Source organism: Falsihalocynthiibacter arcticus, from assembly GCF_000812665.2.
Classification (GTDB): domain Bacteria; phylum Pseudomonadota; class Alphaproteobacteria; order Rhodobacterales; family Rhodobacteraceae; genus Falsihalocynthiibacter; species Falsihalocynthiibacter arcticus.
The window spans coordinates 3295321-3316980 of the sequence record NZ_CP014327.1 but is presented as its reverse complement, the minus strand read 5'-3'; the positions used below and the strand labels follow the sequence as shown (position 1 = coordinate 3316980).

Annotated in this window: 18 protein-coding genes and 1 pseudogene; 7 read left to right on the top strand and 12 right to left on the bottom strand. The window is 54.0% G+C overall.

Features of this window, described 5'->3' with window-relative positions; genetic code table 11:
* Nucleotides 1–304 precede the first annotated feature (304 nt).
* Nucleotides 305–994, top strand: coding sequence for a L,D-transpeptidase (locus RC74_RS16340; protein ID WP_039003632.1), 690 nt, complete (start codon nucleotides 305–307; stop codon nucleotides 992–994).
* Nucleotides 995–1160: 166 nt separating this feature from the next.
* On the opposite strand, the gene RC74_RS16335 is transcribed toward RC74_RS16340, so the two are convergent.
* The gene (locus tag RC74_RS16335; protein WP_039003631.1) at nucleotides 1161–1400 is read right to left on the bottom strand and encodes a hypothetical protein; all 240 of its coding nucleotides are present in this window, start codon (nucleotides 1398–1400) and stop codon (nucleotides 1161–1163) included.
* Between the two features lie 596 nt (nucleotides 1401–1996).
* Between RC74_RS16335 and RC74_RS16330 the strand changes: the two genes are divergently transcribed.
* From RC74_RS16330 to RC74_RS16305, 5 genes and pseudogenes are all read left to right on the top strand, one after another.
* A complete protein-coding gene (locus tag RC74_RS16330; RefSeq protein ID WP_039003630.1) occupies nucleotides 1997–2203 on the top strand; it encodes a cold-shock protein in 207 nt (68 codons plus the stop codon).
* Nucleotides 2204–2385: 182 nt separating this feature from the next.
* Nucleotides 2386–3261 (top strand): lysophospholipid acyltransferase family protein, encoded by an 876-nt coding sequence (locus RC74_RS16325; protein ID WP_039003629.1) that lies wholly within the window; start codon nucleotides 2386–2388, stop codon nucleotides 3259–3261.
* A gap of 140 nt (nucleotides 3262–3401) precedes the next feature.
* Nucleotides 3402–4879: pseudogene (locus tag RC74_RS23330) on the top strand (DUF4153 domain-containing protein).
* Between the two features lie 40 nt (nucleotides 4880–4919).
* The gene (locus tag RC74_RS16310) at nucleotides 4920–5594 is read left to right on the top strand and encodes a response regulator transcription factor (RefSeq protein ID WP_039003628.1); all 675 of its coding nucleotides are present in this window, start codon (nucleotides 4920–4922) and stop codon (nucleotides 5592–5594) included.
* Entirely contained in the window at nucleotides 5591–6568 is a 978-nt protein-coding gene (locus tag RC74_RS16305) for a sensor histidine kinase (RefSeq protein WP_039003627.1), read from the top strand. Before RC74_RS16310 ends, RC74_RS16305 begins: the two co-directional genes overlap by 4 nt.
* Here the strand turns inward: RC74_RS16305 and RC74_RS16300 are convergent.
* The 10 genes from RC74_RS16300 to bcoG all read right to left on the bottom strand — a co-directional run bounded on the left by RC74_RS16300 (nucleotide 6565) and on the right by bcoG (nucleotide 19284).
* Entirely contained in the window at nucleotides 6565–9222 is a 2658-nt protein-coding gene (locus RC74_RS16300) for an AAA family ATPase (protein ID WP_039003626.1), read from the bottom strand. The two genes, RC74_RS16305 and RC74_RS16300, sit on opposite strands and share 4 nt — an antisense overlap.
* Entirely contained in the window at nucleotides 9219–9668 is a 450-nt protein-coding gene (locus RC74_RS16295) for a hypothetical protein (protein ID WP_062628320.1), read from the bottom strand. The genes RC74_RS16300 and RC74_RS16295 overlap by 4 nt, the downstream gene beginning before the upstream one ends.
* Entirely contained in the window at nucleotides 9629–10333 is a 705-nt protein-coding gene (locus RC74_RS16290) for a metallophosphoesterase family protein (protein ID WP_062628319.1), read from the bottom strand. Before RC74_RS16290 ends, RC74_RS16295 begins: the two co-directional genes overlap by 40 nt.
* 146 nt (nucleotides 10334–10479) lie before the next feature.
* Nucleotides 10480–11610, bottom strand: a complete 1131-nt coding sequence (locus RC74_RS16285) for a TauD/TfdA family dioxygenase (protein ID WP_052275000.1) — start codon at nucleotides 11608–11610, stop codon at nucleotides 10480–10482.
* A 208-nt stretch (nucleotides 11611–11818) separates the two neighbouring features.
* On the bottom strand, nucleotides 11819–13456 hold the full coding sequence (locus RC74_RS16280) for an ABC transporter ATP-binding protein (protein ID WP_039003625.1): 1638 nt from the start codon (nucleotides 13454–13456) through the stop codon (nucleotides 11819–11821).
* Nucleotides 13453–14271 (bottom strand): ABC transporter permease, encoded by an 819-nt coding sequence (locus tag RC74_RS16275; RefSeq protein WP_039003624.1) that lies wholly within the window; start codon nucleotides 14269–14271, stop codon nucleotides 13453–13455. The genes RC74_RS16280 and RC74_RS16275 overlap by 4 nt, the downstream gene beginning before the upstream one ends.
* Nucleotides 14268–15224, bottom strand: a complete 957-nt coding sequence (locus RC74_RS16270) for an ABC transporter permease (protein WP_039003659.1) — start codon at nucleotides 15222–15224, stop codon at nucleotides 14268–14270. The genes RC74_RS16275 and RC74_RS16270 overlap by 4 nt, the downstream gene beginning before the upstream one ends.
* A 9-nt stretch (nucleotides 15225–15233) precedes the next feature.
* Entirely contained in the window at nucleotides 15234–16820 is a 1587-nt protein-coding gene (locus RC74_RS16265; RefSeq protein ID WP_039003623.1) for an ABC transporter substrate-binding protein, read from the bottom strand.
* Nucleotides 16817–18364, bottom strand: coding sequence for a carnitine 3-dehydrogenase (locus RC74_RS16260; RefSeq protein ID WP_082802335.1), 1548 nt, complete (start codon nucleotides 18362–18364; stop codon nucleotides 16817–16819). Before RC74_RS16260 ends, RC74_RS16265 begins: the two co-directional genes overlap by 4 nt.
* An 8-nt stretch (nucleotides 18365–18372) precedes the next feature.
* Nucleotides 18373–19284 carry a 3-dehydrocarnitine:acetyl-CoA trimethylamine transferase BcoG gene (bcoG, locus tag RC74_RS16255; RefSeq protein ID WP_039003622.1) on the bottom strand — a complete coding sequence of 304 codons (912 nt, stop codon included), beginning with the start codon at nucleotides 19282–19284 and terminating at the stop codon, nucleotides 18373–18375.
* Between the two features lie 141 nt (nucleotides 19285–19425).
* On the opposite strand from bcoG, the gene RC74_RS16250 reads away from it, so the two are divergent.
* On the top strand, nucleotides 19426–20379 hold the full coding sequence (locus RC74_RS16250) for a GlxA family transcriptional regulator (RefSeq protein WP_039003621.1): 954 nt from the start codon (nucleotides 19426–19428) through the stop codon (nucleotides 20377–20379).
* A 21-nt stretch (nucleotides 20380–20400) separates the two neighbouring features.
* On the opposite strand, the gene RC74_RS16245 is transcribed toward RC74_RS16250, so the two are convergent.
* Nucleotides 20401–21303 (bottom strand): alpha/beta hydrolase, encoded by a 903-nt coding sequence (locus RC74_RS16245; RefSeq protein WP_039003620.1) that lies wholly within the window; start codon nucleotides 21301–21303, stop codon nucleotides 20401–20403.
* Nucleotides 21304–21660 lie beyond the last annotated feature (357 nt).

Here is a 21660-nt window from a genome sequence, read left to right as displayed (position 1 = left end):
TAAAAATTGGCCATTCGACCATGCAGACGCTAGTGGTTTGGCTGCCAAGCCCCGCAAAGATCTCTGTTCAGAAGAAATGCCGCACCGCGACCCTTACGGGATCCCATTGTGGGCACGATCGTGCGCTGCCGGAGGCCACGAAAACCTCCCTGAAGCTCTCACAACCGACCCAGCCAATGTACTTCACTGTTTGGCGCGCGCGAGGGCGGGACATTGCTCCGCCACGGGCCCCTCCTCGCCTGTTCTGACTGGCTCCTCGGCGCATGGCGTCACACTCCCGTTCAGAACGTAAAAGGAAGACCTCATGTTTACCCGACGCTCCTTCGTCGCTTTCGGTGGAATGGCTGGCCTCGCGGCTTGTGCCAAACCGCCGGTCGCGCCAATTCCCCCACCCGCACCGGTGATCCCGCCGCTACCCGCCTTTTATGGGGCTATTACTGATGAACGCTTTCCAATTCCGGCCGTTCGGGAAGGAGTCATCAAGCCTGAGCTCTGGCGGCAGGAGGTTGCCAATCCGTGGCCAAATTACGAACGCGGCACGATCATAGTTGACCCCGACAGGGCTGTTCTTCATTTCGTCGAGTCTCCCGAAACAGCGATGCGATATGGCGTCAGCGTTGGGGCTGCGGGCTTTGAGTGGAAAGGCACGGCGCGGCTTCAGTTTTGGCGCGATTGGCCACGCTGGAATGTACCGGAATCGATGATTGCACGACGGCCTGAACTGGAACCATACTCCGTTGCCAATGGCGGCATGGATGCGGGGCCGGGAAATCCAATGGGCGCGCGTGCGCTCTATCTCTTTAAGGACGGCGTCGACACACTTTACCGCATTCACGGCGATGCCTCCGCATTGGAACTAGGAAAAGCGGTCTCGTCGGGCTGTATTCGGATGCTCAATCAGGATGTGATCGACCTGAACAATCGCGCCATTCACGGCGCTTCTGTGATCGTGCTGCCATCGATGATGCCTGAGGGCCTTTCGGGCCTGTATTGACGGGGCAAATCACCCCGTAGCGAGTAAAACGATCGGCGCCGACAGAGTAAGAGGCGGGCTTGATAGGCCCGCCCGTTCGTCTGAGAGAGCACGGTAAACGCCTTGACGCACATTCGATAAAGCGGGAAGTCCATTCAAAACCCACCAACCTTAGCACCTATCGCGGCTAATAAGCGTCAAGGGATCGGCACAGATCATGCAGATTGGACAGTTTTGAAACTATCTCTGCATCCAGACCTTCGGGAAAGGAAAGGCTCATGTATTTTGGGCAGCCAATTGACGGCAAAACCGCACCATCACATTGCTTATATGTCTTGGTCGAGGTGATCCCTTTCATTTGGTAGAGCGAAAGCGTTCGCGCTATTTTGATGTCGTTCGTCTCATCACTGCGTAGAATTTTTTTCACATCAGCTCTTGTCGACGCTGTTTCCTCGGAAAAATAAAATGCCAGCCGCGCACGCCCGTTGGAAAAAACTCTTCAATGGATTCGACTTCTCGCAAGTCTATCAAGTTGTCACTGAAATCAGTGTTTCCGCCGGTCGAACACGAAATTTGAGGCACTTTTTTTCGTGAATTCGACAGTTCTTTACTTCTAAAAATGAGCCATTCACCAAATACATTGCCGGGCTCAAGTCTTTCTCAAGCTCTCCTTCAAGTTGCGAACGATCTATTGGCTCCTCTGGGTTTTACCCAACAGCAAAGGCTACCCCACCTATAGCTACCAAAAGAAGCACGAGTATTCGCGTGACGGGGGGATTAACGTTTGCAGTCTGAGACAATTTGTTATCCTTAGGTACATTTTGATGCATTCACCGTAGTATTTGCACCTCTTGATCGAAATCTGTTGATAAAACTACTTGTAATTTTGCGCGTTTAGCCCCATGTGATGCGTGCGACGTTACCACTATCGGCTATACTGCTCCTTTTGGCACAGTCTTTCGATCTTGAACTGACTTAGCTTCACTGTTGCATTTCGCGGCAGTTTTTAAAAGGAGAACGACAATGGCTACTGGAACCGTTAAATGGTTTAACTCGACTAAAGGCTTCGGATTTATTGCACCAGATGGTGGCAGCAAAGACGTATTTGTTCACATTTCTGCAGTAGAACAAGCTGGCCTTACTGGTCTTAACGACGATCAAAAAGTTACTTTCGATATTGAACCAGGCCGCGATGGCCGCGAAAGCGCGACAAACATCGTTCTGGCTTAAAGGTTATCCTTTAATCGGAAGCAAAACCTTCAAGGTTTTAAGTGGGCGCATCGGTGACGGTGCGCCCATTTGCGTTCTCTCCCGACTCGATTGCGGATAAAAGAGACACTAGAGATGAACTGAGGCAATACGTCCTAAGCGTTTGCGGTTGGCATTGCACCGAAACCCGATCATACGACGCTATGTTGTCAACTTCTCTGAAATCGGTTTTACACTACTTTAGGTACTTCCCGTTGTGGTCGGCCCTCACGGCTCTGCGCTGGCGTGCGTTTGATTTGCGGTCCCGTGGCTTGGGGACCACGTTTGGCATCCTCATGCGTTGGTTTCCACCTGCGAGACGCCGATTTGATCGCGAAGCCAAACGCATATACCCCGAAATGAATCGGAGCGCCCGCGCCGCCTTAGGCCAAAATATGGGCCGAAACATGGGGCGCACGCTTTTTGAAATTTATCACGATGCTGAATTTCAAACCCAATACCACAAATTCCGCGTTTCAGGCCCCGGCCTTGCCGCCCTTAAAGAGGCGCACGCGGCGGGTAAAGGCGCGATCATCGTTTCCGGTCACTTTGGCCAATGGGAAGCCATTCGTGCCGTGATCAAAATGCATGGACTTGAGAGCGGAGCCGTGTATCGCCCCCAAAAGAACAGCCATTATGAACGGCGTATCCTCGCGGGTATTGAGGCTGGCGGGAAGCCGATTTTTGCCACGGGTCGTGTCGGAACGAAAGCGCTCGTGCGGCATGTGCGCGATGGCGGTATTGTTTCCATTTTGTTAGATGAAAAATACTCGGAGGGTATGCGCCTACCGTTTCTGGGCCTTGATGCCCTCACATCCCTGTCTGCCGCCCAGCTCGCGCTTAAATATGATCTGCCGATGATCCCCGCCTATGGTATTCGCATTCGCGACGGCAACGCATTTAACGTGGAATTCGAAGCTCCAATCCCCCATACCGACAGCACCACCATGACCCGCGCCTTTAATGACAGCCTTTCCGCGCGCATCAAAGCAGACCCAGAACAGTGGTATTGGATGTTAAGACGTTGGGACGGTTCGTGAATTATTGTGCAGTAATTTTTTGCGCGGGCAGCCCCCAACCTTAAGCCTAACCGATTGCATCTGCACATTTTCTGCACACCTCCTAAGCAAAATCTGCAGATTATTGCGCGATAACCGCTCCGACATTAACGGAGTTTATTATGCAAAATCACTTTACGGTTCGGGGCGTTCCCACATCCCTTGCGATGGATGGCTGGTGGCTGAATTGTTCGGCAAGCGCCTTACCTGCCCAAGACGTCGAGACCAAAAATCCAGCTCATTTCAATATAGCGCGAAAACCTTGGTTCCCCTTTTTTGCGGCTTTTTTAGTGGTCCTTTTGGCGGACTTCCTGTTCTGGCAGCACAATTTAGGCCTGTCTTTGCTGCTCTATGCGTTCGCAATATTTGGCGTCTCGACCCTAAATTTGCCAGCAAAACAACGTATCCGACCAACTGTATTGCTTTTGCTTGGCGGGTTGCCCGTTGTGGAATATGTGCAGTTGCTGTCTTTGGTCTTCCTTTGCGCGGCGCTGCTTGTGGCCTTAGTTTGGGCGCACGGGCCTAACACCCAAGCCACGAAATATATCGCCTCCGCCTATCGGTTGCTCATTACGATCCCGTTTTCTGGAGCGCGTGCCTTGCTTGGATCGTTCAAATCCGTTCGCGCCGATACCAAAGGCAACAACGCGCGAACCGTTAAGCGGATTGCCCGCAACTGGGCCTTTCCCATTGGCGGCTCTTTGGTTTTCCTGACGTTATTGATGGATGCAAATCCGATTTTTGCACAACTCCTCTCCCTAGACCTCGATTTTGTGCCGTCGATCAATCGCGTTCTTTTTTGGCTGGGCGTGGGCTTACTAATATGGCCATTGATTGACGGCATAAGGTTCGATGACCGCGAATTTGCCTTTCTCACGACGCCAAAAAACCTGCCCAACCTTGGCCTTAACGCGGGGTCCGTTTTACGTGCGCTGGTTATGTTTAACCTGCTGATTGGCGTACAGACCCTCTTGGATTTCTCAATTTTCACGGGCGGAACCGCCCTTCCCGACGGCATGACCTACGCGAGTTACGCCCACCGTGGGGCCTATCCGCTTGTGGCCACTGCTTTGCTCGCTGGGGCCTTCGCCATTGCCGCGCGACCCTTTTTGGGGAGCATCGTTGGCTGAAACCTTTGCTGATGCTTTGGCTGCTTCAAAACACCGTTCTCTGCTTTTCTGCTGGGTTACGCTTGGACTTGTATATCGAGGCATACGGGCTGACGTATCTACGCATTCGGGCGCTCATTTGGATGGGCGTGGTCGCGATTGGCTTGTCCCTGACCGCGTGGCAAATCCTGAAGGCCTATTCAAATCGCTGGTTGGTTCTGCGCTGTGCTACACTGGCTGTTGGCGTGCTTTATATATGCTGTTTTGTGAATTTTGCCGCGCTGATTGCTACGGTGAATATTGTGAATAACAAAACAAATGCAAACTACCTTTGTGATTTCGGACCAACGGCGGCCCGCGCCATTCAGGATGCCGCCAAGGCCACAGGTCAACCAGATTATATTTGGAACACCCGTGCGTGCGGTTTCCAGCAGCATAACATTGACGGATGGCGTGATTGGGGGGTACGCAAGTGGCGCACGCACGTGTAAATCGATAGGCGCGCGGGTTGGCAAAACAGGACATTAAAACATGAAAATTCTGCTCGTTGATGACGATCCCCGCCTGCGTGATCTCGTTGGCTTGTCGCTTGAACGGGCAGGATATCAAGTTTCAACTGCCGCCGATGGGCAACAGGCGCTCACGTGTGCCCTACGTGACGCGCCGGATCTTATTGTTTTGGATGTCGGCTTGCCAGAAATGGACGGCTTTGACGTTTGCCGCCGCATCCGCGCCCACTCGGATGTGCCGATTGTGTTTCTGACGGCCCGTGACGAGGAATTTGACCGAATTTTGGGGCTTGAACTAGGGGCGGATGATTACGTTGTAAAACCCTTTAGCCCACGTGAATTGGTCGCCCGCATCAAAGCGATTTTAAAACGCAGCGGCCAAGCCACCACGCAACACAGCTTGCGCCATGGTATCCTGTCCCTCGATTGTACCGCGCATATCTGCCGCGTGAATGATGTGCAAATTGCGCTCACGGCAACCGAATTTCGCATCCTTGAATGCCTGTTGCAGCAGCCTAATCAGATCCGCTCACGCGCCCAAATCATTGCCGTCGTTTGGGGTAACCATAGTCAGGTGTCCGATCGCACGCTCGACAGTCACTTGCGCAATTTGCGTCACAAATTGGCAAGCGCTGGATGCGAAGACGTCATTGAAACCGTGCATGGCGTGGGTATGCGCTTGAGGGAAATCCTGTGACACAACACTGGCGCCCTCCCCTCATTCTTGTGCTGGCTGGCGGACTTTCCGGCACCCTTGCCCTGTCCTTTGCGGGGATTGTCGCGCTTCGCTATCTCGGTCCGGAAATTGGCTTTCGCAACGCGGCTATGGTCTTGGGCGTGGCAATCACCTGCGCCACTGCGGTCCTCGGCTGGCTGCTATTACGCCTAATCTTACGCCCTATTTTGGCGCTCGAACGCTACGCCGCAGAGGTCAGATTTGACAGCACCTCACAGGTTGACGCCCCCGTTCGCTTTGGCACACGCGAGCTGCATCACACCTCTCAAAGTGTCATCGGAATGGCGACAACATTACGCGACCGAGAAGCCACAATTCGCAGTTTCACCGATCACGTAACCCATGAGATCAAAACCCCCGTTGCCGCAATCAGGGCTGCGGTCGAACTGCTTGAAGACGGTGGAATGTTGAGTGCAGAAGACTTGAAAATAGTGCAGGAAATTGATGGGGCTCAGGCACAAATCCAAACCCAACTGGATGCCCTGCGTCGTGCCGTGCAAGCCCGCGAAACACGGTATTTGGGCACGTGTACGCTGGCAGATATACGGGCCGTCATCGTTGAAAACTTCCCCATGCTAGGTTTCCACTTCTCTGGGGAACATACAAAAATTCCGATATCTTCCAATGGGATGCACATCGTTCTTCAACAGTTACTTCAAAATTCCGTTGAGCAAAATGCGTCTCAGATCAACCTTGCTGCTGAAGAAACCCCGGACGAAATCCACATCACAATCCAAGACAATGGATCGGGTATTTCTACCGGCAACGCAGACCGGATATTCAATGCATTTTTCACTACGAAACGCGAAAGCGGTGGCACAGGAATGGGCCTTTCCATTGCCCGAAATGTCATCGCCGCCCACAACGGGAAAATCACATGCAAAGCATCTGACAGCGGCGCACAGTTTCAGATTGCTTTCCCACGATTGGCCTAACCTATTGGGCGGTCCTCGGCAGCGTCCTTGATTGTAGTGATGAAGGCTCGCGCGCCGCCAAGGTCGGAGAAGGCGCGCGTTCGGCAGCTCAAAACGATGATCTGCTGATCCCGAGCAATTTGGGCCAACATGTTGAACATTGTCGAAATGCGCTCGTCATCGGTGTGAACCAACGCGTCGTCCAAAATGATCGGCACATGATTGCCGTGCTTTGCAAACAACCTCGCAAAAGCGAGACGTGTGAGGATCGCAATTTGCTCGAACGCCCCGCCAGAAAGCACTTCGATTTTGTCCGTCACGCCATTGCGCGTAATCGTTTCAATCAAAAGCTTGTCTGGGTCAATTTGGAATTCGGCACCGGCATGCAATTGCCGTAGCAAGGGCAACAACTCTTTCCGCACGGGTTCAAAATAGGTTTCTTGCGCGTCTGCTCTGGCGGCCTCAAGGTGCGCAATTAGCAGTTTTAGAGCTCTCGCGTGGTTGGCAAATTGTGCAGCCCTCTCCTCGGCACGTTCTAGTTTACCTTCAACCTCCGCCAGTTTTTCTTCGACGGCCCCCTCCGATTGCGTGTGAATGACCCCATCCAACCGCGCCAACTCTCGTTCAAGGAGGTTGATTTCTTTTCGGTCCTCGTCGTCCGCTTGAACAGCGCGTTCATGCATGGCGATTGCCGCCGCTAGATCAGAGCCCGCCGTCCGTAACTCTGCAAGTGCTGTGCGGGCTTTTGTAATCTCGACGGCCTTGTCTGTCTTGGCCTGAACCAAGGCTTGCAACGTCGCATTTTCATCCACAGGCACCGCCAGCGCGGCTTCATCTTCACGCAACCGGACCAAAAGCACCTCAACCTCGGTCAATGCGCTGACGGCTTGGGTCAAACCCTCCTGAAGCGCGGGCAATGCGTCGCGCAATTGGGTAAGGTCTTCATCAAGATTGGAAATCTCTCGCTCTTTGGCTTCCGACGGTTTTTCCTTGTTGCCACCCTCGGCCACAGAATTAGCAGGCTCATCCGCTGGATGGCTCAACTCGGCGCAAAGCGCACTCCATTCCGTTTCTAATGCGCCTACTCCATCAGGAGCCAGCGCCCTGATCTGCGTTTGGGCTGTCTGTCTATCCTGAAGGGCTGTCAGTTGTGCCGCAAAGGTCTGTTGCGCAGCCACGACTGTGTCAAAACCTAATGTTTTCAGGTCGGTATCTAGGTCCGATTGGAGCGCTACGGGGTCGGCGATGCCCTGCCCCACACCCTCTGCTGGTTGCAGAACTATCGTGCCAAAACCGGGCAAGGTCACGGTCAAAGCTTGGTCAATCAGGCGGGGTTCGGTGTTGGGTACATCCACGCCATTTATAGTTGCATGCGCCGTATCTGCGGCCACGATAAACCGTGCAAAATGAATTTTACGGGTCTCGACCGCGATATCGCGGCGACGCTCTAGGTCAGCCAGTCTGTCGATGGCGGCCTTTGTTATCTCGTCTCCGCGTAAGATTGCGTCGGCTTTAGCCAGTTGCGCCTTCGGAGCCTTCAATTGCTCCGATACATCAGACAGGATCGCCAAACGAACCCGTTTTGCCGTCTCGCGTTCATCCTGTCTGGCTTTTTGCAATTCTTCTGAGAGACTACGGCGCAATTTCTCTTTTTCAGTGATCTCGTTTTGCAACGCACTGATGGCGCGTTGGGCGATTGTTTTGGCCTCTGTGGCCTTGCCCGCGGCGGTTCCCTTTTCTGCAATCGCAATCGCAGTCGTCTTGCGCCGAACTTGTGCGTCAGTAATGGTTTTGATGTCGCGTTCAAGGTCCTGTTCGGCGCTACAAAGAAGTTGAATATCCTTCTGTGCATCCTGAATTTTGCGATCCTGCTCCCGTGTCGCAGTCAAATGTTCGGACGCTTCCTCTATCGCGGCTGATCTTTGCTCGCGAAGCTCTGGCGCTTGAAGCTCCCGCACGCGGGTTGCGACCCGTTTTTTCAACCCCAGATCGTGGCCAAGGGCTTCGACGGACTTCGCAAGTTTGAATTGCTCTTCGCCAAGAAGTTCCACTCGATCCACGGCTTCTTTCCATTGACTACCGGCTTTTGGCTTGTCTTGCTTGGTGCTGATGGCATCAAGGTCTAGTTTGCAGCGCTGGACAATACTGTCCATCCGGCGCCCCCCCGTCACCGCGTCAATCTGGCCACGGACGCTCGACATCACATCTCGGCGGGTCTCAATGCCATCTGCGCTGGCATCAACACCAACGCTCCCCTGACGGACCCAAAGCAACCCGAAAGGCCCATTGTTTGCATTCAGGATATTCTGTTGAATCCACTGTTCAGCATCGTCAGCCTGCTTCAGGATCGTGCCGCTCGCCATGGCTGTAACCGCCGCAGACGACCCCGCCTTTTTCAGGTTAAAAACCTTCTCGATCAGGTAATCTGCCCCATCAAGTTCGATCTCGGCCGATATCCGCATCGCCCCGCCTGAATAGGGCTGCATGTCCTTCAGTTCTTTCTTTCCTGACCCATACTCATAGAAAAACAGCGCGTGAAGGGCACCGAAAAAGGTGCTTTTGCCACTTTCATTCTCGGCGGTGATTGTAGTGAGACCATCACCGAACGGGCCTAGAACCGCCGTTTTATCAGCAAAGCGACGGACATTATGCAGGGTTAGTTTGCGCAGCTTCACGTCGCTGTCTCCTGCGCGAGAAAGAACAGATGCGACAACGCCATCTGGGCAATGCGTGCATCTTCTTCGGTGCGGCCCTCAATGGACGTGGCCTCAAAAATGCTTTCTGCGGCCACACGCAGCGCCCCCGCTTCCGCAATTAAGTTCAAGTCGTCGACATTTTGCTCGATACCCACTTTAACCAAGTTTGCTTCGAAAAAGTGGAATTCATCCTCCAGTTTTTCACAGGCCGCACGCAGGGCCGCGAGGTCTGACAGACCCAAACGACCTGTCCCGATGAACCGCACAAGGGCGAAGTCACGACCCGTTTTTGGTAACGCCTCTTCCAAAATTGTCACGGGATCAATGCCAGAAAAGAATTCGACTTCAATGCGGTGCCACGTGTATTTCCCCAAGGGAACTTGCTCTACACGCGGCGTGTCACCGTGCATGTCGATATCAACCACCAGAGCACCCGCAGGCGCGTGCCCCTTGAAACCATCCGCCTCAGGCCCCCCGCATACCACGTCCGCGACGTGATCCGCATCTGGCCATGCCAATCGCCCAACGCGAGATAATCAAGGTTTGAGGTCTCTGCGCGGTCTGGTGGAATTGTTGCCAACCCGCCGTCTTCTGATCCGAAATCCGTCACACCCCCATGCGCCAAACCAATCCGGATACGTGTGCCCGTGTCGGCAGTTCCCATCCATTCCGTCAGGTCGTACCCTGAGGCTCTGACCGAGGGGGGCGCAGGAAGAATCGCCACATCGGGCCCGATCTCAATAACTTCAGCGGACGTCGCCAAAACCACATTGGCGGGCTTGTCCCGCTCCAACCGTTCCCATAGATCAACGGCCGCCAGCGAGTCGTGATTTCCGGGCATCCAAATCCAAGTTAGATCAGGAAAGGCGGCCATCGCGTCCAGTGCTCGTTTCACGAGCCTTGATGGCGGCGCCTCGGCATCAAACGTATCACCTGCGATCACCACAAACTCCGCGTTGCGGCTTACTGCAAGCGCGCCGGTTGCCTGCAACGCGTCAAGGCGCGCTGCCTTTAATGCAGCACGCGTGTCTTCATCAAAATTTCCGAAAGGTTTTCCAAGGTGGAAATCAGCCACATGCACAAATCGCATTATTCTTAGCGCTCCCCAAACCTGATGGACGCATATTGCCCTCGAAGTCACCAACTGTAAACGGATGCACCTATCTTTTTTTGAAGCCCGCTAAAGGCTCCCGCGCATTTTGCGCAGGAGCGGATTTATGCGTTCAAATACGGCGATTATGCTGGGTCTACTGCGCCGATGTCGCGGCAAAGTAAACGCAGACGCGAGGTGAATTCTCCGCGATCCACATAACAGCCTCGCAGCTGCCTAAAGCCTGAGGACGGATCAAAAGCCTCGCGACCATGCAGCACCCGCCGATTGTCAAAGACAACCATTTCGCCGGCTTTCAGCTTTAAGGTCAGGCGATATTTTGGGTCTCGCGTTTTGGCCATATAGGCGCGATAGGCACGGTAATAGGCGGGCATGATCTCGGCAGGCATATCAAAAACCCCTGCAATATGGGCATTGTAGCGGATCTCGATCACGTCGCCCGCGCGGTCCAATGTTATCACGGGTTCGTGGACAGCGATATCGGCGTCACGGTCATGAAACCGAAAGGGAATAGGCACTTCGCAAAGCAGTCGAAAGGCCTCGGGGTCGTCTTCCCGCAAATCCTCGGCCATGGTAAAACCATCGGCAAACAACGAGCCTCCACCTGTTGCCTCATTAGCGAGGCAGTGCAGGAATTGATATCCCGGAGGGACCTCTTGGTTTGGCAAATCCGTGTGAAGAGGTAAGGCGACCGACGTGTACGCTAGATTGTTGGGGTCGGGCTTATTGATCACATCAAAGGTTGTGCCAAAATTGGTTTCTCGCAGAAAACCGATCCGCTGGGCCACGTCTATGCCAGCGCTGACCCTGTCTTCAAGGTGGTCAACAATCGTGAGGCCGAAGGCGGCGAGGTTCTCCATCCAAGATTTCAGGTGTTGATCATCCACCAAAATCGGGGCGGCTGGGGCGCGCGGGATGCCTGCTGCGGTTATATCTGCTCGCCAAAGTTTGGGGGCAATCACGCCCGCGTCTGCTGCGGGTTGGCCCGGTCGATGGGCGCTCAGCAATGCCACGGGAAGGTGGCTTACGTGATCGTCCTCATAGCGTAACGCAACGGTGTGACCGTCAAGTTGCGCCGACAAAAGCACGGGGGATGCTTCAAGCGCCAACAGGTCCAGCAATCGTTCGTGGGTTTGCGGATGCAATCCCGAGGGGCAATTATCACGCAGCCAGATGGTTGGAAAAGAAGTCGACGTAGTGTCCGGCCAAGTCACGACAAGCGTGTCAGCACGGACCAAAAGGTCAGTTACAGTCATAGGAAATCCAGTTCATTTTGGAAAATTGATCGCAGAAATAGCAATCAATCGCAGGGCGGCGGCCACCATTCCTGCGTCTTGCCGTAAGGCGTGCCAATCGCGCGCCACCCCAGCATGAAATTTTTGGAGTCCAAAATCATAAAGTGACGCTAAGTGAGTTCAGTCGTTTCAACAAGCGAGAACACGCGCCGCGCAAACTGGATCGTTTCTAATTGCCAGCACTTTCCATTTTACGATGCGCGATGACCTCTTCCAGCCACCCCAGTTTCATCTCAGGAATTGAGCTAAGCAGCAGGTCGGTATAGTCGTCAAACGGCGGCGAAAGCACTTCTGTTTTGCTGCCATAACGCACGACCTCCCCCTGATACATCACCGCAATACTATCCGCGACGGCACGCACCGTGGCCAGATCATGCGTGATAAAGAGATACGCGACATCCTCCGTCTTTTGCAGGTTCAAAAGCAGCTTTAGGATGCCATCCGCGACCAAGGGGTCCAACGCCGATGTGACCTCATCACAGATGATCACCTTGGGTTTGGCCGCAAGGGAACGCGCGATGCAGACCCGCTGTTTTTGCCCACCGGAAAGCTCGGCTGGGTAGCGGTCGATGAACTCTTCGCCCATCTCGATTTCATCCAACAACTCGATGATCCGTTTACGCTTTTCGGTGCCGCGCATCCCAAAGTAAAACTCAAGCGGACGCCCAATAATGGTCCCCACCGTTTGGCGCGGATTCATCGCGACATCGGCCATTTGATAGATCATCTGTACTTCGCGTAAATCATTCAAATCGCGGCTTGCCAAATCTGGGCTAAGGGTGCGCCCCGCAAACTCAATCCGCCCTTCCGAGGGTGGCAATAACCCCGTAATGACGCGCGCAAGGGTCGACTTCCCTGACCCGCTTTCGCCCACCACCGCCAATGTTTGACCTGGGTGCAATTCAACATTCACATCGCGCAAGACATCAAAGTTTGTGCCTTTGTAACGCGCCGTTATCTGTTCAACTTTCAGCACAGGCTCAGACGATGGTCCCTTTTCTTCGTGACGGATCGAGCGCACAGAAACCAGCGCACGGGTGTAGTCTTCGGACGGGTGGTTGATGATCTTATCGGTGCTGCCGTATTCAACCATTTCGCCCATTTTCAGCACCATGATGTCATCCGCAACCTGCGCCACGACCGCCAGATCATGGGTGATATAGATCGCGGCGACGCCCGTGGCGCGGATCGCATCCTTGATCGCCTTCAAAACTTCGATCTGTGTGGTCACGTCCAAGGCTGTTGTGGGTTCATCAAAAACCACCAAATCGGGTTCGGGGCAAAGGGCCAGAACCGTCATACAGCGCTGTAACTGGCCGCCCGAAACCTGATGTGGGAACCGATTTCCGATGGTTTCGGGATCGGGCAAACCCAACTTGTCAAACAAGGTCACCGCTTTTGCAATCGCCTCGCGGCGCGTGAATTTGCCATGATGCACGGCGGCTTCGATGACTTGCTCCATGATCCTTTTGGCGGGATTGAACGATGCGGCGGCCGACTGGCTCACATAGGTCACCTCACTCCCGCGCAACTTGCGCACGTCGCGTGGTCGGGCCTGCAAGATGTCGCGTCCATTCACCCAAACTTCACCGCCGGTGAGTTTCACACCGCCACGGCCATAGGCCAACGACGCCAAGCCAATGGTCGATTTTCCCGCGCCAGATTCGCCGATAAGGCCCAGAACTTTGCCCGCCTCTAGGTCAAAATCCAATCCATGAACAATTTCGATGTCATGGGCTTTTTCGTTTGGGGGAAAGACCGTCGCGCCGATTTTTAGACCGCGTACTTTGACCAGTGGTGTGTTCATCCTCGGCCTCCTTTAAGGGATGCGGTTCGGTTCAAAACCCAATCCGCAACGAGGTTGACCGAAATCGCGAGGGTCGCAATGGCGAAGGCGGGCCAAAGCGCGGCCGGAATTCCGTAAACGATCCCCTCCTTGTTCTCTTTCACAATGCCGCCCCAATCGGCCTCTGGAGGTTGAACCCCAAGGCCAAGGAACGACAGCGTCGAAACAAACAGCACCATGAAAATGAACCGCAGGCCCATTTCGGCAACCAGAGGACTTAGAACATTGGGTAGGATTTCGCGAAAAATGATCCATCGCGTGCCTTCGCCGCGCAGCTTCGCGGCCTCAACATAATCCATCACGTTGACGTCCACCGCAACCGCTCGCGACAATCGATAGACGCGGGTCGCGTCAAGTAAGCCCATCACGATGATCAAAACAGGGATCGTCACCGGCATGACCGACAACACAACCAGCGCAAAAATCAGCGTCGGGATCGACATCACAAGATCAACAAACCGCGACAACACTTGATCAACCCAGCCCCCCAAAACGGCCGCCGTCAGGCCGAGGACCGATCCAAGGCTGAACGACAAAACCGTCGCCGCAGTTGCGATAAAGATCGTTGTGCGCCCGCCATAAATCATGCGGGTTAAAAGATCGCGTCCGATGCTATCAGTGCCCAACCAGTGCTTGGCTGATGCGGACTCCCAGATGTCATTACTGACGATTTCGGACATGCCGTACGGCGCAATCCACGGGGCAAAAATCGCCATCAAGAAGTACAGCGACGTGAAGAAAAGGCCGATGGCCGCAGAAAGGGGGATACGGCTCATTTCGGATGCCTTAATTTTGGATTGGCAAGAATTGACACGACGTCGGCCACCAGATTTAGCCCAATATACACTGCGGCAAAAATCAATCCGCAGGCTTGCACCACGGGCACGTCCCGTTTGCTCACATGGTCAACAAGATATTGCCCCATCCCGGGATAGACGAACACCACTTCAACCACGACCACGCCGACCACAAGATAGGCGAGATTCAACATCACCACGTTCACAATGGGGGAAATGGCGTTCGGAAAGGCATGCTTTGCGATCACATTAAAGCTGCTGAGCCCTTTGAGTTCAGCGGTTTCAATATAGGCCGATTGCATCACGTTGAGGATTGCAGCACGCGTCATCCGCATCATTTGCGCTAAAACAACGAGGGTCAGGACGATAACGGGCAAGGCAATTGCGCTTAGTTTTTCACCAAAGCTCATGCTGTCATTGATCATGGCAACAGAGCTAAACCATCCCAGCTTTACGGAAACGAAGTACATTAGAATATAGGAAATAAGGAATTCAGGGATCGAAATTGAGGTTAGCGTGACGGCTGAAATCAATTTGTCGGGCCAGCGATCCCGATAGCGCACTGAAAGAAGTCCGAGAAAAATTGCCAGCGGCACCGAGATGAAGGCCGCCCAGAAGGCAAGAAACATCGTGTTGCTCAAGCGGCTACCAAGGCTTGTGGCAATATCCGCGCCGTTTGTCAGGGCGGTTCCCAGATCGCCGTGCATAACGCCGCCAAGCCAACTGAAATAGCGGGTCAAAGCGGGCTCATTCAGGCCCAACTCTTCGCGCAAATTCGCAAGGGATTGCTCGGTGGCGGATTGGCCAAGGATTGATTGCGCCACGTCGCCGGGCAGAATTTGTGTTCCTACAAAGATCAGCGCAGAGGCGGCGAACAGGAGGAGTATGCTCAGCGCTAGGCGCTGAGCAATCAGTTTAAGGATAGGATGAATCACCTGATACTATGCCTTCCAGCATTTCACAGCCGCAAATCCGTTCATCATTTCAAGGTTCGGATCGGCTTCCCATCCTGCGATATCGTCGCGGACACCCTCGACAAAATCGTTGAACATTGGACAGATCACGCCGCCCTCATCGCGCACCAGCATGGCCGCTTCGCTATACAAAGCCTTGCGTTTCACAAGGTCCAATTCTGAGCGTGCTTCTAAGACAATACCGTCAAAGGTATCGTTGAAGAACCGCGTGTCATTCCAGTCAGCGCCCGTCGTATAGGCTGTGGAATACATTTGATCCTGCACAGGACGGCCACTCCAGTAAGAGGCACAGAACGGCTGTTTGTTCCAGACTTCCGACCAGTAACCATCGTTTGGTTCACGCTTGATTTCCAACGGAATGCCCGCTGCTGCCGCAGATTGCTGGAACAATGCCGCCGCATCAACCGCACCGGGGAAGGCGCCATCGGCTGTGCGCAGGATAATCGGGCTACCATCGTGGCCGGATTTCTTATAGTGGAATGCGGCCTTTTCAGGATCATAGGTGCGCTGTGCAATGGTATCGTCGAACAGGGGATATGCCGCGTTGATTGGGATATCGTTGCCGATGCTGCCATAGCCGGAAAGGATTTTTTCGACCATTTCTTCACGGTTGATCGCGTATTTCAGCGCAAGACGCAGGTCGTTATTGTCGAACGGTGCCGTGTCACAATGCATGATAAAGACATAGTGTCCCCGTCCGGAAACGTTGCGCACGCTCAAGCCCGGCGAGCGATCAAGCAAGCCTGCAACATTTGGATCGACTTGGTTAATCATCTGGACCTGACCAGATTGCAACGCGGCGCTACGGGCCGTCGCGTCGTTGATCACGAGGGTTTCAACGGTGTCGAAATGACCGATGCTATCATCCCAATAGTTCGCAAAACGCTCGCCTACATAGCGGACACCGGGTTCATTGACAGTGATCGCATACGGGCCCGTGAAAATACCCGCCGTTGGATCATCCATGCCGCCATTGGGCTGAATGACCAGATGATAGTCAGCCATAAGGAATGGTAAATCGGCATTGGGTGTCGTGAGCGTGACCTCGACGGAATCGCCGTCCACCCGCATGGATTCGATGCCCTGCATGATCCCAAGTGCGCCGGATTTTGACTCTTCGTTTGAGTGGCGTTCCAGCGTTGCAAGAACATCCTCTGGTGTCAAAGTCTTGCCATTGTGGAACTCAACACCCTTGCGGATTTTGAAGGACCATGTCTTTGCGTCGGCGGTGCTCTCGATGCTTTCTGCAAGGCGGAAATCGATCTCACCCGATGGAGATACATTGACCAAGTTTTCGCCCGATTGGCGCAAAATGTTGAAGATCACTTGGGAGGTTGCCGCCGCTGGGTCGAGCGAATTGGTACTTTCACCACCACCAAGACCAATGCTCAGCGTGCCACCACGAACGGGGCCAGCGGCATGAGCCGCGGAGGAAAGCATCGTGTTCGCGGCCACAGCAGTAATGCCAAGTGCGCCTGCCTTACCGAGGAAGGCGCGTCGATTGTATTTGCCCTGTGCGGTGCGAGCCAGAAGGTATTTCAGTTCATCGTTCATGGTTGTTTTCCCAGTTTTTTTGAGTGATTGATAAAAATCGATTCTTCGTGTTTTCGTCCGAGGTCCCTTTTCTCGCCGTTGTCCGGCGACGTGTTTAAGCTGCGATCAGATTGACCGACATAGCGACCTGCGCCTTCTGGTGGTGGCATCCCTGAGTGGGATTGCACAAATGCCGCGAGGCAATCTGCGACCGCGCGCGAAGGCAGGCTTGTTTTTCTAGCATTTAGATCCATGTGTAACAACAGAGTTTCAGATGTCGCGACCAAAGTTTCCCCCTGATCCTTATACATCCGGTGGAATAAATGCATTTTTTTGCCCGCAGCTGAGAGCACTTGCGTCGTTATTTTCAACACGCTGCCTTCCTTAACCTCCTCAAGAAAGCGCAGGTGGGACTCTACGGTAAAATAACTACCACCAGACGCGATATACGTAGCGTCAACGCCGATCATTTCCATGAATCGATCCGTCGCCTGTGAACTTGCTTCTTGATATTTGGCCTCATTCATATGGCCATTGTAATCGGTCCAGCTCTGCGGAACTTGCCGCGAAACAGTTACCGGAAGGTCGACAGAGGCAGGTGTTGGCAACGTCGCTTCATGGGAATTGATCGTCCTACCTGCCCCGCTGCCTGATTTTTTCAGCGCCCGCATCATGCCAACAAGATTGTCATCGCGCAGGCGTTCTAGTTCGCGGATCGACATGTGGCCTGATTGAGCATCCGACTGACCCGCAATGAGGTCGACCAACTCTTCGGTAAACTCCGGCACGTCCATTAATTTAGTCCAAGGCCATTTCAGCGCGGGGCCAAATTGCGCCATGAAGTGCTTCATCCCCGCCTCGCCACCCGCCACGCGATAGGTCTCAAATAGACCCATTTGCGCCCAACGCAGGCCAAAACCATAGCGAATGGAGTCGTCGATTTCCTCGGTCGTGGCGATGCCATCGCTGACAAGCCAAAGTCCTTCGCGCCAAACAGCTTCAAGCAAACGATCCGCGATATGTGCGTCAATTTCCTTACGCACGATGAGGGGCTTCATGCCGATAGAAATCAGGATATCGCGCGCCCGTTCCGTGAGTGTGCTTGGCGTCAAGGCCGAGGGGACGACCTCAACCAAGGGCAGCAGATAAACGGGGTTAAACGGGTGTGCCACGATGATCTGTGCAGGGCGATCTGCGCCATCCTGCAATTCGGAGGGTTTGAAGCCCGAGGTTGAGGAGCCTAGGATCGCATCATGGGGCGCATGCTCTTGTATTTGCTTATGTATCGCGTATTTTAAGTCAAGGCGTTCGGGTACGCTTTCTTGGATCCAATTGGCCCCTGAAACCGAAACAGCCATCGACTCATGGAACGTAAGCGCCCCTTCCGGCGGAAGCGCCCTGTCGTAAAGCGATGGCAAACTGCGCCGCGCATTGGCTAGAACATCCCCAATTTTTCGTGCCGCATCTGGGTCAGGATCAAAGACAGAAACATCCCATCCATTCAGCAAAAAGCGGGCAACCCAGCCCCCGCCAATAACACCCCCACCAACAATCGTTGCTTTCATCGGCGCGCTCATTTTGGGGCTCGCTTCACGAGAGCCAGTTTCTCCCGAACCTCTTGTGGACCCATAACCTTGGCCCCCATTCCCTCAATCACGCCCACGGTCTTTTCGACCAACTGCGCATTGGTAGCGAGGACACCGCGCTCCAAAAACAGGTTATCCTCAAGCCCGACACGCACGTTGCCGCCCGCCAGAACGGAAGCCGCCACATAGGGCATCTGATCGCGGCCCAATGAAAAGGCGGACCAATTCCAATCCGCTGGGATGTTGTTCACCATCGCCATGAATGTGTTCATGTCATTGGGCGCGCCCCAAGGCACCCCCATGCAAAGCTGTACCAAGGCGGGTGATTTCAGAATGCCTTCCTTCACCAGTTGCGTGGCGAACCAAAGGTGCCCCGTGTCGAAGGCTTCGATTTCTGGCATGACGCCCAAGTCCGTCATCATCTGCCCCATAGCCCGCAACATACCCGGAGAATTCGTCATCACATAGTCAGCCTCGGCGAAATTCATCGTCCCGCAATCAAGCGTGCAAAGTTCTGGCAAACACGCGGCGATATGCGCCATGCGCTCGGTTGCGCCGACCATATCGGTTGCCGCAGCGTTCAACGGGAACGGGCTTTCCGCCGAGCCAAACACGATGTCCCCACCCATGCCAGCCGTCAAGTTCAAAACCACGTCAACTTCGGCGTCGCGGATGCGGTCGGTCAGCTCGCGGTAGAGGTTCAAGTCACGCGAAGGGGCACCCGTTTGCGGATCGCGCACGTGGCAATGCACGACAGCGGCCCCCGCCTTTGCGGCGTCAATCGCGCTTTTGGCAATTTGTTCAGGGGAGCGCGGGACATGTGGGGACTTATTTTGGGTCGCGCCCGCCCCGGTTACAGCACAGGTAATAAAAACGTCGCGGTTCATAGTTAGAGGCATGGATGCCTTCCTCTTCGATCAGATTTCATGGCATAGAAACCGCCCCAAGGCAGATTTTGCAGGGTGCCGATGCTTAGGAAGAATTCTAAAGGGTGCAATAGGGCAGATACTTTACACAAAATGCCATAATATGTACGAATCATGCCAGATAAGTCACCAACCTTCTGTTTTCTACTGTTTGATGGATTCTCAAACATGGTGCTCGCCAGCGCTCTTGAGCCGCTGCGCGTGGCGCATGGTCTTCCCACGGGGCCGGATTTCACATGGGAAACGGCGAGTGTTTTTGATCAACCGGTTCAAAGCTCCAGTGGCCTTCAGATCACACCAAGCCTCGCTTTGGCCGAGGTGAAAAGCGTCGATTATTTGATCTTGGTCAGCGGCTATGGGGTTCGCCAACACGCGACACCAGAGGTGTTTTTAAAGCTGCATCAGCTTCGCAACATCACACGTCATATTGTTGGAATTGATACCGGCGTTTGGCTCATGGCTGAGGCAGGGTTTCTAGAGGGTCACGAGGCCACCATCCACTGGCAGGAAATGAATGCATTTGGCGAGAGGTTCCCTAATGTGAAGCTTTCCGAAGACCGTTTTGTGCAATCGGGAACCCATATCACATGTGGCGGGGCCTCCACCGTCATGGATATGATTTTGAAGCTCATTCAGGATCAATATGGGGCCGCCCTCGCCTTTGACGTCTCAAATATGTTTGTGTTTGATGTGAACTGGAAGTTTGGGATCAACCAAGGGGCGGGGCTGATGAAAACCGCTGGATCGCCTGCCTTGCGCGCGGCCGTCAACACCATGGCAGACAATATTGAGCACCCCATTTCACTCTCGGATATTGCGGCTGCCACCTCGACATCCCTGCGAAGTTTGAACCGCATTTTCTTACATGAACTGCAAATGCCACCCGGTAAATACTACCAGCTTCTGCGATTAACGCGTGCGCGGGACATGGCGGTGGAAACACACCTCTCAGTGATTCAGATCGCGCTCCTGACGGGTTTTTCATCGGCTTCAGCGCTTAGCCGCGCTTTCTCAACGCACTATAAAATGCGCATAAGTTCCGTGCGTAAACGAAAATTGGTTCTTTAGATACCAGTGCTAGGGGGCTGTTCAGGCAAGAAATGCCCGCGCCGCAGCAATGATCGCGGCAAAACTGTCGCGCGCTCTCTGGCTTCTGTGGCGGGCTCGTAAATACCCATGGATAAGTTGTGGCTCGTTGCGCCACGTGGCCTCTACGCCCGCGCTGCGCAATTTCTCAACATAGGCAGGCCCCTCATCACGCAAGGGATCCACATCCGCCGTGACGACAAAGGCAGGCGGTAAATTGGCAAAATCCCGCGCCCGAAGAGGCGAAAGTTCGGGGTTGTCTTCATCCTGACGATCACCCTTATAGAGGGATTCATAATGCGCCAAATCGACAGTCCGAAGGAGCGGAGCCTCCGCGTTATCCACAAACGAAGGCAACGTCTTGTCGCCGCCAAGCCCTGGATAAATCAAGATCTGTGCCAGTGGCATTGGCCCCCCGACCCTGCGCAAACGCAAACACAGCGCCGCACTAAGCCGCGCCCCCGCACTATCGCCAACAACGATGGCTCTTCGCCCATCTGCGGTTAATTTCCGCCAAACCGTTTCGACATCATCCAACGCCGCCGGATAGCTATGTTCCGGACACAAACGATAATGACTGGACCAAACCTCGGCCCCCGTGGCCGCCGCAAGTTCCGCGCAGACGTCATCGTGACTGTCCAACGACCCCACGACGAAACCACCGCCGTGCGTATAAAGTATTGCCCCCTTGCCGGAAGTTTTCGATCGGTATTGGCGCACAGGAATACCGCCAACTTCGATATCTAGAACCGCTACACCTTCGGGGTGCGGCGCCCAAAATACCGCGCACATGGCATCATAATACGTGCGGTTTTCCTCTGGCGTGGCCATATTGGCCTCGGACGGGTATGCCGCTTCGGTCTCTGCGATGAATTTTAGTACTTCTGGGTCGGTGACTTGTGCCATCAGCGCTCATTTCTTTTCATATATTTAGGTGCCGCGCGAAGTCTGCCTTCGCTCTCTACAATGCGATTTACTGCGTTACACAATGCCGATCCGCGTTGGCTTGGACCTTAAAATGCTAAACTTTGACGACAACAATCATCCAGTGCGGTTAACGGTCTTTAGTCCAAGGTGATACGTGCCAATAACGAAACGCACAGGCCCCATTTTTTACCCACACCTTTAATGTCTCCAATCGCGGGAGAAGTTCAGTGCATAGTCATCAACAAATTTTAGTGCAGAGTCGACAATTAATCTCGGTTGCGCGGCATGCTGGCACATAGTGTTCCCTCTCTTGAGTTTTTGGCGACTTCTCATCTC

Excerpts from the sequence above, each read along its gene's own strand:
- RC74_RS16340 (WP_039003632.1), top strand. The coding sequence starts at position 305 with ATGTTTACCCGACGCTCCTTCGTCGCTTTCGGTGGAATGGCTGGCCTC.
- RC74_RS16330 (WP_039003630.1), top strand. The coding sequence starts at position 1,997 with ATGGCTACTGGAACCGTTAAATGGTTTAACTCGACTAAAGGCTTCGGA.
- RC74_RS16325 (WP_039003629.1), top strand. The coding sequence starts at position 2,386 with ATGTTGTCAACTTCTCTGAAATCGGTTTTACACTACTTTAGGTACTTC.
- RC74_RS16310 (WP_039003628.1), top strand. The coding sequence starts at position 4,920 with ATGAAAATTCTGCTCGTTGATGACGATCCCCGCCTGCGTGATCTCGTT.
- RC74_RS16290 (WP_062628319.1), bottom strand. The coding sequence starts at position 10,333 with ATGCGATTTGTGCATGTGGCTGATTTCCACCTTGGAAAACCTTTCGGA.
- RC74_RS16285 (WP_052275000.1), bottom strand. The coding sequence starts at position 11,610 with ATGACTGTAACTGACCTTTTGGTCCGTGCTGACACGCTTGTCGTGACT.
- RC74_RS16280 (WP_039003625.1), bottom strand. The coding sequence starts at position 13,456 with ATGAACACACCACTGGTCAAAGTACGCGGTCTAAAAATCGGCGCGACG.
- RC74_RS16275 (WP_039003624.1), bottom strand. The coding sequence starts at position 14,271 with ATGAGCCGTATCCCCCTTTCTGCGGCCATCGGCCTTTTCTTCACGTCG.
- RC74_RS16265 (WP_039003623.1), bottom strand. The coding sequence starts at position 16,820 with ATGAACGATGAACTGAAATACCTTCTGGCTCGCACCGCACAGGGCAAA.
- RC74_RS16260 (WP_082802335.1), bottom strand. The coding sequence starts at position 18,364 with ATGAAAGCAACGATTGTTGGTGGGGGTGTTATTGGCGGGGGCTGGGTT.
- bcoG (WP_039003622.1), bottom strand. The coding sequence starts at position 19,284 with ATGCCTCTAACTATGAACCGCGACGTTTTTATTACCTGTGCTGTAACC.
- RC74_RS16250 (WP_039003621.1), top strand. The coding sequence starts at position 19,426 with ATGCCAGATAAGTCACCAACCTTCTGTTTTCTACTGTTTGATGGATTC.
- RC74_RS16245 (WP_039003620.1), bottom strand. The coding sequence starts at position 21,303 with ATGGCACAAGTCACCGACCCAGAAGTACTAAAATTCATCGCAGAGACC.